A 14,767-nucleotide genomic window follows, 5' to 3' on the forward strand; every position below is an offset into this window, starting at 1 on the left:
ATGTCCCCTCCTACCCTTTCTTCCTGCGGTTTGCCGCAACCGTCTTGCGCATTTCCTTAAATGCCTGTGTAAGCGGACGCTTGGCCGGACAAATATACGTACAGCTTCCGCACTCCATACACTCCATACCGTTTAATTTTTCAAACGTTTCACAGTCATCGCGCAGGGCTGCCTGCATCATCATCACAGGTATGATATGGCTGGGACATACGCTGACGCATTTACCGCAGCGGATGCATGCTGAAGGCTCCATCTCTGCCACCTGGTCCTTTGTAAAACAGGTCAGTGCGGATGAAGTCTTGCTCACCGGTATATCCAGGCCAAACATTGCCTGTCCCATCATAGGGCCGCCGGAAATGATCTTCTCCGGCTCAGTCTTAAAACCGCCGGCCGCCTCTAACAGCTCCTGATAGTTGGTTCCCAGCTTCACATTAAAGTTCCTGGGATCAGCTACCGCATCGCCGGTCACGGTAATGATCTTGCGCATCAGCGGCGTGCATTTGCACACTGCCATATAAATTGCGATCACGGTATCAATATTATCCACAATACATCCCGCATCGGCAGGCAGCATGGAGGAATTGACCTTTCTTCCTGTGACCGCGTAGATCAGGGAACGCTCACCGCCCTGGGGATACTTTGTCTGCAATGGACATACGGTAATGCGCGGCTCGTCCTTTACCATCTCCGTCAGCTTTTTAATGGCCTCCGGTTTGTTGTTCTCAATGCCGATCACGCCCTTTGCATTGTCAAACAGCTGCAGGATGACCTTTAAGCCTCCTACGATCTTTTCCGGCTCCTCAAGCATCATGCGGTAATCGCTTGTAAGGTAAGGCTCGCACTCAGCGCCGTTTACAAGTATGTACTCAATGGCATTCTCGTCCTTTGGGGTCAGTTTCACATGCGTTGGGAAACCGGCTCCTCCAAGGCCTACGATACCTGCCTCCTTCACAATGCTTCGGATCTCTTCTTTGGAAAGGGCCGAAGGGTCCCTGTCTTCCCCTACTCCTTCAACCGTTTTATATTCCCCATCGTTTTCCACCACAATGGAGGGTACCATTGCTCCGTTCGCCATACGCCTCGGCTCAATGGCTTTCACCGTTCCTGATACAGAAGCAATTACATTGGCTGAAATAAAACCTCCCGCTTCTCCAATCTTCTGGCCTGCCAGTACATGGTCGCCCTTTGCCACAAGCGGTTTCGCAGGTGCACCGATATGCTGTGACATAGGATACACCAGGTCGCCCTTTGGCATCAGAACCTGTACCGGTTTGTTCTCTGACAGCTCTTTTCCCTCATACGGATGGATGCCGCCTATAAAAGTCGCCAAACCCATGGATTCTCTCCCTCTTTCTTTCATAATATTTCCTAGTGCCGCCCGGCGGCACAGTGCAGCCAGCAAAAAACCGGCATACGGGAGAAGCTGCCTGGTCCCCTCCCGAATACACCAGTTTAGTATAGCATAAATATACATTGTATACAATACAGAATTTAATCGTTATTTTTTTAATTTATATGTTAATTTCGTGGCAATTAATCCAGTTCTTTCATACCCGTATACAATTCGTAGTATCTTCCTTTGAGAGCCAGAAGTTCCTCATGATCTCCTCTTTCAATAATCTCCCCCTGTTCCAGGACCATGATGGCATTGGCGTTCCTGACCGTGGAAAGACGGTGGGCTATGACAAACGTGGTGCGGTCCGCCATGAGCCGGTCCATGCCGTGTTCAATGTGTTTCTCAGTCCTGGTATCCACGGAGCTGGTGGCCTCGTCCAGGATCAGCACCGGAGCTTTGGAAATGGCTGCCCTCGCAATATTAAGGAGCTGTCTCTGCCCCTGGCTTAAGTTGGCTCCGTCCCCCTCCAGCATGGTATCATATCCATGGGGAAGGCGCATGATAAAGGAGTGGGCCGAGGCGGTCCTGGCCGCCTGTATCACCTCATCATCCGTTGCGTCCAGCCTTCCGTACCGGATATTTTCCATCACCGTGCCTGTAAACAGATGGGTATCCTGAAGCACCATAGCGATATTCTGTCTCAGGCCGTCCCGGTTCATGCGGCGTATGTCCACCCCGTCAATGGTGATGACGCCTGACTGTATATCGTAGAAGCGGTTCAGAAGATTGGTTATGGTGGTCTTCCCCGCTCCCGTGGACCCCACAAAGGCGATCTTCTGGCCCGGTTTGGCGTACAGGCTTATATCCTTTAATATGGTCTTATCCGGGTCGTATCCGAATGTGACATGGTCCAGGATCACGTGGCCTACCATTGGATGCAGGGTCACCGCATCCTGGTCATCTGCCGGTTCCGGCTCCTCATCCATCACGGCAAAGACACGTTCCGCTCCCGCAAGGGCGGAGAATACATTGCTCACCTGCATGGAAATCTCGTTGATAGGCCTGGAGAACTGACGTGAAAAGTTCAGGAACACGGTAAGGCCTCCCACATCAAATCCTCTGAGCACACACAGCAGGCCGCCGATACAGGCTGTCAGGGAATAATTGATCTGGCTTAAGTTTCCCATGACCGGCCCCATGATGCCCCCGAAAAACTGGGCCCGGATCTGGTTGTTCCTCAGGTCCTGGTTCAGTATTTTAAATTCCTCTTTAGCCGCATCCTCATGGCAGAATACCTTGACCACCTTCTGCCCTGTAACCGTCTCCTCTATATATCCGTTCACAGCTCCCAGGGATGCCTGCTGGACGGTAAAATACTTCTGGCTCCTTCCTGCCACCGCTCCTCCTGCCTTCATCATAATAGGTATCATAAGCACGGTGACAGCGGTCAGGATCAAATTGGTGTACAGCATCAGGGCCAGGGTTCCTATGATGCTCAGCGCACCGGAGAACAGCTGCACCAGCGTGCTGCTCAGCATCTGCCCTATGGTGTCCACATCATTGGTGAAACGGCTCATAAGGTCGCCGTTGGAATTGGTGTCGTAAAAGCGCACCGGCAGTCTCTGCATGTTCCCAAACAGTTCATTGCGGATCTTCTGCAGTGCGTTCTGGGCCACGGTCAGCATAACCTTTGCCTGGGCATAGTTGGCGATCACGCCCACTATGAATACCAGCGCCAGCATGACCAGCGCCTTTGCAAGCCCTGCGGCATTCCCCGGGCTTCCGTCAGGCGGTGCGATAAATGTATTGATGATGGGCCTCAACATATAGGAGCCCGCCAGGGTGGCCACGGTATTTACAATGACACAGGCAAAAGCAAGGGTCATCTTGGCCTTGTCCTCATTCAGATAATGCATCAGACGCCTGATGGTCTGCCGGCTGTTCTTTGGCATTCCCTTGCCCACGGCCGCCATCCTGGCTCCTGGCCCGTGGCCCCCCATAGGCCCCTTTGCCGGACCGGAGGAGGGAGTGCGCCCATAGCGCCGTTTCAGGCTTTCGATTTTATGCTGTTGATTCATGATGCGCTCACCTCCTGTGTCTTTTCCCGGTCTCTCTGGGAATAGTAGATCTCCTGGTAAGCTTCGCAGTGTTCCAGCAGGTCCTTATGGCTACCCTGGCCAATGATCCGCCCGTCATCCAACACCAGGATCAGGTCGGATTCCTCCACGGAGCCAATGCGCTGTGCAATGATGATCTTTGTGGTATCCTTAAGGGTGGTCCGGAAACATTCCCTGATCTTAGCCTCTGTGGCCGTGTCCACGGCACTGGTGCTGTCATCCAGTATTAGGATCCTAGGCCGCTTTAACAGCGCCCTTGCAATGCACAGGCGCTGTTTCTGCCCGCCTGAGACATTGACGCCTCCCTGTCCCATATCCGTGTCATATCCATGGGTAAAGGATGTGACAAATCCATCGGCCTGGGCGCTTTGGGCCATGGCCCTGATCTCCTCCCTGGTGGCGTCCTCACTGCCCCAGCGCAGATTCTCCTCAATGGTGCCGGAGAACAGGACATTCTTCTGAAGGACCATGCCCACGCCCTCCCTGAGGTTCCGCAGGGAATACTCCCTTACATCCACGCCGTCCACCAGCACTTGTCCCCTGGTGGCGTCATAGAGGCGGGGTATCATCTGGACCAGGGTGGTCTTTCCGCTGCCCGTGGACCCGATGATCCCAAGGGTCTGACCCGGTTCAACGGTAAAGCTTACATCCTCCAGCACCAGCTCCTTCTCATTGTCCGAATAGCTGAAGTCCACATGTCTGAATTCCACCCGTCCCTCTGCGACCACCAGGTCCTTTCTGGAAGCCTGCTCATCTGTCAGGTCGATCCTGGTGTCCATCACCTCGCTTACACGCTTAACCGATGCCATGGCCCTGGAACTCTGTAAAAAGACCATGGACAGCATCATGAGGGACATGAGGATCTGCACAATATACGTGGTAAAGGCAGTCAGGTCCCCCACCGGCATGTCTCCCGCAATGATGATATTGCCCCCGTACCACACCACTGCCAGGGTTGTGATGTTCATGGCCAGCATCATCACGGGCATGGTGGCGATCACGATCTTCATGGCGCTTAAGCTGCTCTCCTTCAGGTCCTGGTTCATTTCCTTAAATTTGTTATATTCAAAATCCTCCCGCACAAAGGATTTGATCACGCGCACATTGGTCAGGGCTTCCTGGATGCCGGAATTTAACCGGTCCAGTTTCTTCTGCATAACGGTGAACCTTGGAAATGCAGTCCTGAGGATCAGCGCTATGGTCAGTGTAAGGAGGGGGATCACCACCAGGATGACCACGGCCAGCCTTGCATTCATGATAAACGCCATAATCAGGGCGCCCACAAACATTCCGGGGGCCCTGAGCATGAGACGCAGGCCCATCATGACCACGTTCTGTATCTGCTGTATGTCATTGGTCAGCCTGGTGACAAGGGAACCTGTGGAATAGCTGTCTATGTTCTTAAAGGAAAATTCCTGTACCTTTGCAAACAGGTCATCCCTCAGGTCACTTGTAAAGCAGATGGATGCCTTGGCTGAAAAGTAAGCCCCTCCGATCCCTCCCGCGGCCATCACAAAGGTGGTGAGTACCATCACGGCCCCCATGGACAGGATATACGGGAGATTCCTGTCAGCCACGCCGTGGTTGATGATCATTGACATGAGTTTTGGCAGCATGATCTCGCCAAATACTTCTGTCAGCATCAGAAGAGGCCCTATGATAAAAGCGCTGAGATAGGGCCGCATATATTTTTTATACCGCTTCACTTAATTGTCCTCTCTTTCATCTGGTATATGCTGTAAATTCTCATAGATCCGGTCCAGCAGTTCCCCCAGCACCTTCCTGTCATTCTCGGAAAATCCCTCAAACATGGAAAGTTCCATGCGCCGGAAAATGGAAACGCTGTCCTCCACCACCCGTTTTCCCTTTTCAGTGATGCATATCTGGTTACACCGGTTGTCATTCTGGTCCACCAGGCGGCTGATATAGCCTCCTCTTTCCAGCTTCTTAAGGGAAACCGCTATGGTGGCGCCGGATACTCCGTACATTCCGGCCAGCTCCTTCTGGGATACATTGGGATTCCTCGACACGTACATCAGTATCTGATGCTGGCTGCGGTAGACACCGGTTCCCTCCAGCTGGTGTTCCACCATGCTCCGGTGCAGCCTGGTCACCCGTATATACTTTTCAATGAGCCGGTGCTCCGGTGAATCAAAGGGCTCCCTGTATGTTGGTCTTTCCATCTTCCTTCCTCCTCCGTCAGGTGGTTACCTGGCCGATCATCCGCCGATTTGCTATTAGCCGGTTTATCATTAACCGGTTTACTATTAGCTGGTTTACTATTAGCTGGTTTACTATTAGCTGGTTTATCATTAGTTAGCTAATTATTTGCATAGTATAACTCTGCGGAGAATAAAAATCAAGGGCCTTTTTCGCAAAAATCCCGGCGCCTTGAAGCAGACGCCGGGATCCCTATGGTTTTACCGTATAAAATTCGTTCTCTTTTTCTCAGTCTCCGGCTGGGGACATGATATCCCCGCCTTTTTACCTGCCTCTATGGACTGGAGCAGCCAGGCCATGTTACGGCCCAGGACACGCATGATCTGCATCCCCTCCTCGTCCTTTTTCACATCCTCCGGGCAGCTTCCGTGCACCATGTTCCAATACTGGGAGGATACCACCGGCATCTGGGAGATCATGAAATATTTATTCAGCTGGTCCAGGGTGGCCGTGGTGCCTGCCCGGCGGGCGGAGGCAACCGCTGCCCCGGGCTTATGCACAGCGTAAGCGCTGCCTGAATAAAAGAACCTGTCTAAGAATGAAGTGATGGCACCGCCCGCGGATGCGTAATGGACCGGCGAGCCCACCACCAGGCCATCGGATCCCTTCAGCTTCTCCACCGCCTCATTGACCTTGTCGTTGTTGTAAATGCATCTGCCCAGCTTAACGCAGGCCCCGCATCCCATGCAGCCGCGTACATCATCCCCGCCCACGTGCAGGATCTCCGTCTCAATCCCGGCTTTGTTCAGCTCTTTGGCCGCTTCCGTCAATGCAGTGTAGGTACATCCCTTTTCATGAGGGCTTCCGTTTAACATTAATACTTTCATTCTTCTACCTCCTGGGTCACTATGTTCAGAATATCTTCCCTTGTCAGGCTTCCAAAACTCACCGTTCCCTCTGTGACGATCTGATCGGCCAGGTACTGTTTGGATTCCTGAAGTTTTAAGATGTTCTCTTCTATGGTATTTCTGGTAATCAGTTTATAGACCGTAACCTGTTTTTCCTGGCCGATCCTGTGGGTCCTGTCCGTGGCCTGGTTCTGGGCCGCCACATTCCACCAGGGGTCATAGTGGATCACAATGTCGGCCGCTGTCAGGTTAAGCCCCGTGCCGCCAGCCTTCAGGCTGATCAGGAACACGGGCACATCATCCCGCTGGAACTCTCCTACCATGCGGATGCGGTCCTCCTTGGAGGTGGAGCCGGTCAGTTTATGGCACTTGATGTCTTCTTTTAAAAGCCGTGCCTCGACCAGTTCCAGCATGGAGGTGAACTGTGAGAACAAAAGGATCTTATGCTCCCCGGAAACACCTCTGCGTATGAGATCCATACATGTCTCAAGCTTGGCCGATCCGTTTCTGTAGTTCTCATAACACAGCCTGGGATCGCAGCAGATCTGACGCAGGCGCATGAGTTCGGCCAGTATCTGGAGTTTGCCCTCCCCGGCCTGGGCAAATCCCCCTGACTCCAGTTTTTCCTTCAGCTGCACCGCATTGGCAGTGTACAGCTTTTTCTGCTCGTCCTCAAAGTTTGAGTACACTACCTGCTCCAGTTTTTCCGGCAGTTCCTTAAGCACATCCCGCTTTACCCTTCTTAACACGAACGGGCCGATGATGCGTCTGAGCCGCAGCAGGGCATCCTCATCCCTCTCCTTTACAATAGGGGTTTCATACTCTTTCTTAAAATACTGGCTTCCAAAAAGGAATCCCGGCATCAGGTAGTCAAAAATGCTCCAGAGTTCGCTGAGACGGTTCTCCACCGGAGTCCCTGTCAGCGCAAAGCGGGTCTTTACATCAATGGACTTTACCGCCTTGGCACTTTGGGTGGCGGCGTTCTTTATATACTGCGCTTCATCTATGACCTGGTACCTGAACCGTATCTCCTGATAACAGGCCATATCCCGCTTTAAAAGATCGTAGGAAGTGACAAGGACATTGAAGCGGTCCTGGGACCGGATGACCGCCTTAAGCTTCTCCTCCCTTTCAGGCCCGTTTCCCACAATGGAAAGGACCTTAAGCTCCGGCGCGAATTTGCCGATCTCATGCTCCCAGTTATAGACCAGGGAAGCCGGGCACACGATCAGGGAGGGCTGCTGCTCTCCCCCTTCGTATGCGTCCTCCAAAAGGGTGATGATCTGAAGGGTTTTGCCCAGGCCCATGTCATCCGCCAGGATCCCGCCAAAGCCATAGCTGTCCAATGTCTTAAGCCAGCAATATCCAACCCGCTGATACTCCCTGAGGACCCCGCGCTGGGCTTTGGGCACCGGGTAGTCGCTGTCCTCCACGGACTTGATCCCCCTGACCATGGCTTTTAACAGCTGGTCACGGTAATAGGCAACCCCGGGACTTTCCTTTAGCAGATGGTCCAGGTACAGGGCCCTGTATGCGGGCAGCCTGAAGGTTCCCTTTTGCAGCTCCTTTTTGCTGAGCCCCAGGTCCGCTGCCATCTGGCTGACTGTAAAAAGACCGCCGTCCCCCAGCCTCAGGAACTGGCCGCTTTTAAGCCTGTAGTATTTCTTCTTCTGGCTGTAGGCCGCCAGGATCCTGGATAATTCCTCGCCCTTTAAGTCTCCCATGTCCACGGACAGCTCCAGCCACCCGGAGGACACGCCCACGCCCACACTCACCTTGGGGGAAGGAAGTATCTTCCACTCCCTCAGGCTTTCGGAGATGTAAACCTCCCCCATCAGGCGGAACTCTTCCATACCTGATTCCAGAAGCCGGTAAACCGCATCCTCGTCATCCCTGATCACCAGCTTCATGCCTTCCGGATCCTTATATTTAAAATACTTCTGGATCAGACGGCTGACCCTGCACTCTCCGGGCACGTCCCTGCATATGGTCTTGGGCAGGTTCTCGTCCTCCAGAGGATGGAAGGTATACTCCCCATAAGACAGGCTGGGTTCCAGGAGAAGTTCACCATGTTCCCCGGTGTCAAAACGGAAGGCGGCCCTCAGCGGTTCAGGCTCATAGTCGTTAAAATCCACATCCTCCAGCAGAAGACGGCTGTAAGGGCTTATATTCCTGATCACCCGTTCATAGAAAAGAGGGATATCCTTATTCCCGATGAGAACGCTCCTCTCCCCTTCCTTCTCAATCTGTTCCAGAAACGGTTCCATACTGGTGGTAAACGCCTCGCTGCAGCAGTATATCCCATGCCCTGACACCACATAAAGATGACGCTCGCCTTTCAGACATGCGATCATACGGCATGGCCTTTGGTCCCTTCCGTCCGCCACCCCCTGAAACTCCACCTTCAGGCCGTCCCTCCCGTATTTTGATACTTTAAGGGCCATGACCGGGTCCGCGTCCAGCACATCCATCTTCACCTTGATCCCGCCCGGGATCTGTACTTCCAGTTCCTGCCCCATGACCATGGAAAAAAAGCGGTCCCTGTTCATACGGCTCAGGCCGATATCACGGACCGCCTTCTGGTTCTCCGTCACTCCCAGGAGAAGGGACAAAAGGCTTTGGCTCTCCTTTTCAAAGGCGGATTTCTGGTGGTGGAATCCCAAATCCTTTCCATACTCCACGTACGTGCCGTTCTCCACCGCTTCCCTGAAAGCGCTTAAATCCCGAAGGGCATAAAACCGGGTGATGCCGGCCTTAAATTCCAGACGGATATCCCTTGCGCTTATCACAAGAACGGGTACCAGCCTTACGCGGCCCACCTCATCCTCTGCCAGGATCTGCGCCACTTCCCGGTTGGTGTACTCACGGATCATGGTATGCGCCTGGTTGGAGGTGTGGACAGGAGGCTTTGAACCCTCCTCCTTCTGCTGCCTATAATATGCAAAAAGGGCCTCCCCATGGGCACACATGCCCTTATAAGAATTGCCCTTTGCACAGGAGCAAGAGTAATCCTTCACACGGCCACTCCCCAGATATAAAGTTACGTTATATGTCTTGCCCTGGTCTTCCACCAGGCCTTTTACACCAGCCTCTCCTTTCCAGAAGCTGCTGGCGTTCATCCTGATAATCTTCATTGGACTGATGCTCCCTTTCGGCGGTCATCTACATACGGTCCGGCGCCTCAATTCCCAGCAGTCCGATGCAGGTTTCCAGTACCCGTTTGGTGAGGGTGATCAGGCCGATATAGCTGTCCTTCCTGGCCTCATCCTCCTCTGACAGGATCTTGGTATCGTGATAAAAGCTGTTAAACGCATTTGCCAGCTCGTAGATGTACTGACAGATTTTGTGGGGCGCTGTCTCTGCAAAGCTGTTTTCCAGCACCTCGTTGTATTTGGACAGCATAAGCATCAGGGCCTTTTCCGACTCTCCGCACGGAGGAAGAATATGCTTTTCCAGCGCTTGCTCACTGACTGAGCCGCCATTGTCCCTGTACTTGGAAAGAATGGACTTGATACGTACAATGGTGTACAGAATATAAGGTCCTGTATTCCCCTCAAAGGAAGTAAACCGCTCCGTATCAAACACATAATCCTTGCCCGCCTGGTTGGACAGATCCCCATACTTTAAGGCAGCCAGACCCACGATCTTAGAGGTCGTCCTGGCTTCCTCCCGGGACACGGTCCTGTTCTCCATGATCCTGGCATACACAGCGTCATCGATCTCATCGATCAGCTTCTCCAGGCGCATGACTCCGCCTTCCCGTGTCTTAAACGGCTTTCCATCCTTGCCGTTCATGGTGCCAAATCCAAGGAATATCATGGGCGTATCCTGAGCCACGATCCCGGCTTTCTTTGCCACCCTGAATACCTGCTCAAAGTGCATGCCCTGACGCTTATCCACCACATAGATATACCGGTCCGGATGGAAATCCTGCTCCCGTTCCACAATGGTAGCCAGGTCTGAGGTGGCGTACAGGGATGCTCCGTCCGACTTGCGGATCAGACAGGGGGGGATCTCCTTGGAATCGCTCTCCTCAGCCACATCCACCACCAGGGCCCCCTGGCTCTCATAGGCCAGTCCCTTGTCAATGAGCATTTGGATCATATCCCCGATATAAGGCTCGGCATCACTTTCGCCCTTCCACAGGTCAAACTCCACATTCAGGTTGGAGTAATTCTTTTTAAGGTCCTCCACTGAAACAGCCATGATATGCTGCCAGATAGCCCTATAGGGCGGATATCCCTTCTGAAGCTTTAAGGTCGCCTCATGGGCTCTTTCCTTAAACGCCTCATCCTCCTTGGACTTTGCGCTGGCCGCAGGATAAATCTCTTCCAATTCACTGATGGTAAAGGGAGCCTGGGAGGGGAATTCCCCTGTGTATGTCTGGTCAAAATACACCAGCTCCGGTTTTCTGTCCCTCAATTCCTCAATGATCAGCCCCATCTGCAGCCCCCAGTCTCCCAGATGCACATCACCGATCATCTTATGGCCCAGGAACCGTCCCATGCGTTTGATGCTCTCACCGATAATGGCAGCCCTCAGATGGCCCACATGAAGCGGCTTTGCCACATTGGCCCCTCCGTAATCCACCATTACGGTCTCAGGGCGTTCCGGCGCTTCCAGCCCCAGTTTATCACCGGCAGCCATTCCATTCACATAGCCGGACAGGAACTGCTCCGACAGCTTCAGATTGATAAAGCCGGGCATAACAGCCACCGCCTCCTTGAATACAGGATGGCCGCCCTCTCCGGTCAGCTTTTCCACCACAGCCGAAGCTATGTCGATGGGTTTCTTCTTATATGCCTTGGCAGCTGCCATGGCTCCGTTACACTGGTACTCGCACAGGTCCGGGCGGTTGGATAATACGACCTTGGCGAATTTCTCCTCATACCCGCAGGCTGCAAATGCCTGCTTCAGCTCCTGCTCCATCATATCCAGAATTTTCTTCACAGTATGCGTTCTCCTTTGCTATAACAATTCCTTCCGGGAAAGCTAAAAGTGCCCCGGCTGACGCCGGAGCAATTCATAAGCTCTTTTTTACAGATCATTATACACGTGAAAGATACTCGCCGGTCCTTGTATCAATCTTAATCTTGTCGCCGATCTCCACGAATAAAGGTACATATACGGTAGCACCGGTTTCTACGGTTGCAGGCTTGTTGGCTCCCTGAGCCGTGTCACCCTTAAAGCCCGGCTCTGTCTCAGTGATCTCCAGCTCTACAAACAGGGGAGGCTCCACAGAGAACACATTACCGTTGTAAGAACAAACCTTACATACTTCGTTCTCCTTAACAAACTTCAGGGCATCGCCGATAATATCATGATTCAGGGCAACCTGATCATATGTTTCCTGGTTCATGAAGTTAAACAGGTCGCCGTCAGCGTAAAGGTACTGCATATCTACTCTGTCAATCCTGGCCTGTGGGAATTTTTCAGTCGGACGGAAAGTGCGCTCTACAACGCCTCCGTTAATTACGTTTCTAAGTTTGGTACGCACGAAGGCAGCGCCCTTGCCAGGCTTAACATGCTGGAATTCCATGATCTGAACAACCTGTCCATCAATTTCCAGTGTAACGCCATTTCTAAAATCACCTGCTGATATCATAAAGATATTCCTCCTTGAGTTCGTTCACGGCGCCGCGAAAGCGCCAGGTAAGACTTTAATCTTTTATATTCTATACTATGTAGACAGCATTTTCAAGGCTTTTTTTCCCGGCAGTGCAAATTTCTCCAAAATACAGTTAAATTCCGGCCCTGCAATGTATCTCTTCCACAATTTCCTCCACGCTGCGTCCGTTTACATCCACGATCACATGGGATGCTTCCAGATAGACCGGGCGGCGCATTGCCAGCAGGCCGCGGATCCTTGATTCCACATCCCCGCCCTGAAGCATGGGCCTGTCGGATACATCCCTTCCAATCCTGTCCATCACAGTCTCCGGAGAAACATCCAGATACACCACGCAGCCCAGTTTTTTAAGAAGGATCCTGTTCTCCTCCCGCAAAGGAAGCCCGCCTCCCACAGAGATGATGGAGTGGTCCGTATGGGCCAGCAATTCCTCCAGCACGCCTGTCTCAAGCCTGCGGAAAGCCTCCTCCCCCCGGGTGGCAAAGATCTTGGAAATGGCCATACCGGCCGCTGCCTCGATCCTCTGGTCCGTATCAATGATAGGAAGGCCGTACTCCCTGGCATAGCAGTCGCCCACACTGGTCTTTCCGGCTCCCATAAACCCAATCAGGATCAGGTTATGCTTTGCCTGTGACATGGACAGATGGTCCTGGATCAGCTGCCTTGCCATGGAGATAGTCTCCTCATCCACCCTGACCTGGGGATTCCAAAGTTCATAGGCAATAATACCCTGGTACAGCAGCATGTCCAGTCCGTTGACAGCCTTTCCGCCTGCCCCCTCCACCAGTTCCATAAACCTGGTCCTGGCCGGTGTGTACACGATATCCACGCCTGTATGGATCAGCTCATAAAAGTACCTGTCCTCTACGATCACATCCTCCACATGGGGATGCATACCCACGCTGGTGGACTGGATCGCCAGATATCCGCCCTTTTCCTGGGGAATGGATTCATAACCATCCAGGGGCAGAGCGGACGCAAGGTTCCGTCCCACAAGCCGGTTGATGTACTCAGCCAGCTCCTGGGCCCTGTCCAGATTGCGGTTCATGATGTAAATGGATGCTGCTCCCTCTTTGGCCAGCACATAGGCGGCTGCCTTGGCCGCGCCTCCTGCGCCTATCAGGATACACCTCTCCCCGCCCACATGGATCCCGGCCCCCAAAAGGGCGCGGGTCAGGCCGGCGGCATCCGTATTATATCCCTTATAGCCATGTTCCGTCCGCACCAGTGTGTTGACCGCACCAATGGCTTTGGCGTCCCCATCTATGTCTGTCAGGAATTCCATGACCCTTTGTTTATGGGGCACGGTCACGTTCATTCCCAGGATATTCAGGGCAAAGGCACCTTTTACCGCGTCCCCCACCTGCTCATTTTCCACTTTAAAGGGCACATAGGCCAGGTTCACCCCTGTCCGCCGGGCATAAAAGTTATGCATCAGCGGTGACATGGAATGCTCCACCGGGTTGGCTATGAGTCCGCACACTCTTGTCTTTCCGTCCATTTTGCTGTCTCGCTCCCTAATCCTTCTTCTCATGCCTTCCTGCGGCATTGTCTTTTATAAAAATACAGTACCGGTTTTTCCAGATACCGCTTCAGGACGATCTGTATCTCCTCCTTCGGATTCATGGGTTTTACCAAAATACTGTAGATACCGGCCCTGTTGGCGCCGTATACATCTGTAAAAAGCTGGTCCCCCACAAAGATAGTCGTCTCCCGATCCGTGCCCATCCGCTCCATGGCCCGCTCATAGCCATCCCGCTTTGGTTTCCCTGCCTTGTGTATATAAGCTGATCCCACCTTGTCCGCAAAGTGTTTGACCCTGGGTTCCTTATTATTGGACAGCAGGCATGTGTTCATGCCGATCTGATGAAGGTGTTCAAACAACTCCACGGCCTGGTCATCCGCCGGTGCATCATGGTTTGCCAGGGTGTTGTCGATATCAAATATGACGCCCCGGATCCCATTGGCGTGATAGTGGTCATAGGGAATCACATAGGCCGATACCTCGTACCGCCTGGGGTAAAACATTTCCAGCATAATTTACATTGATCCTTTCTTTCATCCCGCTTATTTCTTAAGCAGCTTTCCAATCTCATCAATAAACGTGTTCACATCCTTAAACTCCCTGTACACGGAAGCAAACCTCACATAGGCCACCTCATCCAGCATCTTCAGCTTCTCCATCACCAGTTCACCGATGACAGAGGTGGGGACCTCCTTTTCCTCCATGTTAAAAATCTGGTTCTCGATCTCATCGATCACAGTGTTGATCTGCTGTGTTGATACAGGGCGCTTATGGCAGGAATGGATGATTCCGGCCTCAATCTTGGAGCGGTCATATGTCTCCCTGGAATCGTCCTTCTTGATCACCATAAGCGGCATGGTCTCCAGCTTCTCATAGGTTGTGAACCGCTTTCCGCAGCTCTCACACTGTCGGCGCCTGCGGATGGAACTGTTGTCATCCGCAGGCCTGGAATCAATGACCTTTGTATCCTGTTCATTGCAATATGGGCATTTCATCTTTTTATACGTCCTTTCCTTCATTCACGGCTTAAGTGCTTCATATATTTTAACCGAATAAGGTTTGAATCGCAAGGACTTTGTATTTATTTTCGCA

At 52.6% G+C, this 14,767-nt stretch carries 11 protein-coding genes; all 11 read right to left on the minus strand.

Annotated elements, in window-relative coordinates:
• Positions 1-10: 10 nt before the first annotated feature.
• A complete protein-coding gene (rsxC, locus tag CLFS41_RS20900) occupies positions 11-1,336 on the minus strand; it encodes an electron transport complex subunit RsxC (RefSeq protein WP_007863717.1) in 1,326 nt (441 codons plus the stop codon).
• Positions 1,337-1,533: 197 nt separating this feature from the next.
• Positions 1,534-3,414, minus strand: coding sequence for an ABC transporter ATP-binding protein (locus CLFS41_RS20905; protein WP_045093352.1), 1,881 nt, complete (start codon positions 3,412-3,414; stop codon positions 1,534-1,536).
• Entirely contained in the window at positions 3,411-5,159 is a 1,749-nt protein-coding gene (locus CLFS41_RS20910) for an ABC transporter ATP-binding protein (RefSeq protein WP_007863715.1), read from the minus strand. Before CLFS41_RS20910 ends, CLFS41_RS20905 begins: the two co-directional genes overlap by 4 nt.
• A complete protein-coding gene (locus tag CLFS41_RS20915) occupies positions 5,160-5,636 on the minus strand; it encodes a MarR family winged helix-turn-helix transcriptional regulator (protein ID WP_007863713.1) in 477 nt (158 codons plus the stop codon).
• 237 nt (positions 5,637-5,873) lie between these two features.
• Complete coding sequence (locus CLFS41_RS20920) at positions 5,874-6,500, minus strand: flavodoxin family protein (protein ID WP_045093353.1); 627 nt, start codon at positions 6,498-6,500, stop codon at positions 5,874-5,876.
• On the minus strand, positions 6,497-9,655 hold the full coding sequence (locus tag CLFS41_RS20925; protein WP_045093354.1) for a DEAD/DEAH box helicase: 3,159 nt from the start codon (positions 9,653-9,655) through the stop codon (positions 6,497-6,499). The genes CLFS41_RS20920 and CLFS41_RS20925 overlap by 4 nt, the downstream gene beginning before the upstream one ends.
• A gap of 28 nt (positions 9,656-9,683) precedes the next feature.
• Positions 9,684-11,471, minus strand: a complete 1,788-nt coding sequence (gene argS, locus CLFS41_RS20930) for an arginine--tRNA ligase (protein WP_007863708.1) — start codon at positions 11,469-11,471, stop codon at positions 9,684-9,686.
• A 97-nt stretch (positions 11,472-11,568) separates the two neighbouring features.
• Positions 11,569-12,126 (minus strand): elongation factor P, encoded by a 558-nt coding sequence (gene efp, locus CLFS41_RS20935; protein ID WP_007863707.1) that lies wholly within the window; start codon positions 12,124-12,126, stop codon positions 11,569-11,571.
• 136 nt (positions 12,127-12,262) lie between these two features.
• A complete protein-coding gene (aroE, locus tag CLFS41_RS20940; RefSeq protein ID WP_330393565.1) occupies positions 12,263-13,684 on the minus strand; it encodes a shikimate dehydrogenase in 1,422 nt (473 codons plus the stop codon).
• The gene (locus CLFS41_RS20945) at positions 13,681-14,187 is read right to left on the minus strand and encodes a YqeG family HAD IIIA-type phosphatase (protein ID WP_007863705.1); all 507 of its coding nucleotides are present in this window, start codon (positions 14,185-14,187) and stop codon (positions 13,681-13,683) included. The genes aroE and CLFS41_RS20945 overlap by 4 nt, the downstream gene beginning before the upstream one ends.
• Positions 14,188-14,217: 30 nt before the next feature.
• Entirely contained in the window at positions 14,218-14,670 is a 453-nt protein-coding gene (gene nrdR, locus CLFS41_RS20950; protein WP_007863704.1) for a transcriptional regulator NrdR, read from the minus strand.
• Positions 14,671-14,767 lie beyond the last annotated feature (97 nt).

Origin of the sequence: Clostridium sp. FS41, from assembly GCF_000954015.1 — a bacterium.
GTDB classification, from domain to species: Bacteria; Bacillota; Clostridia; order Lachnospirales; family Lachnospiraceae; genus Enterocloster; species Enterocloster citroniae.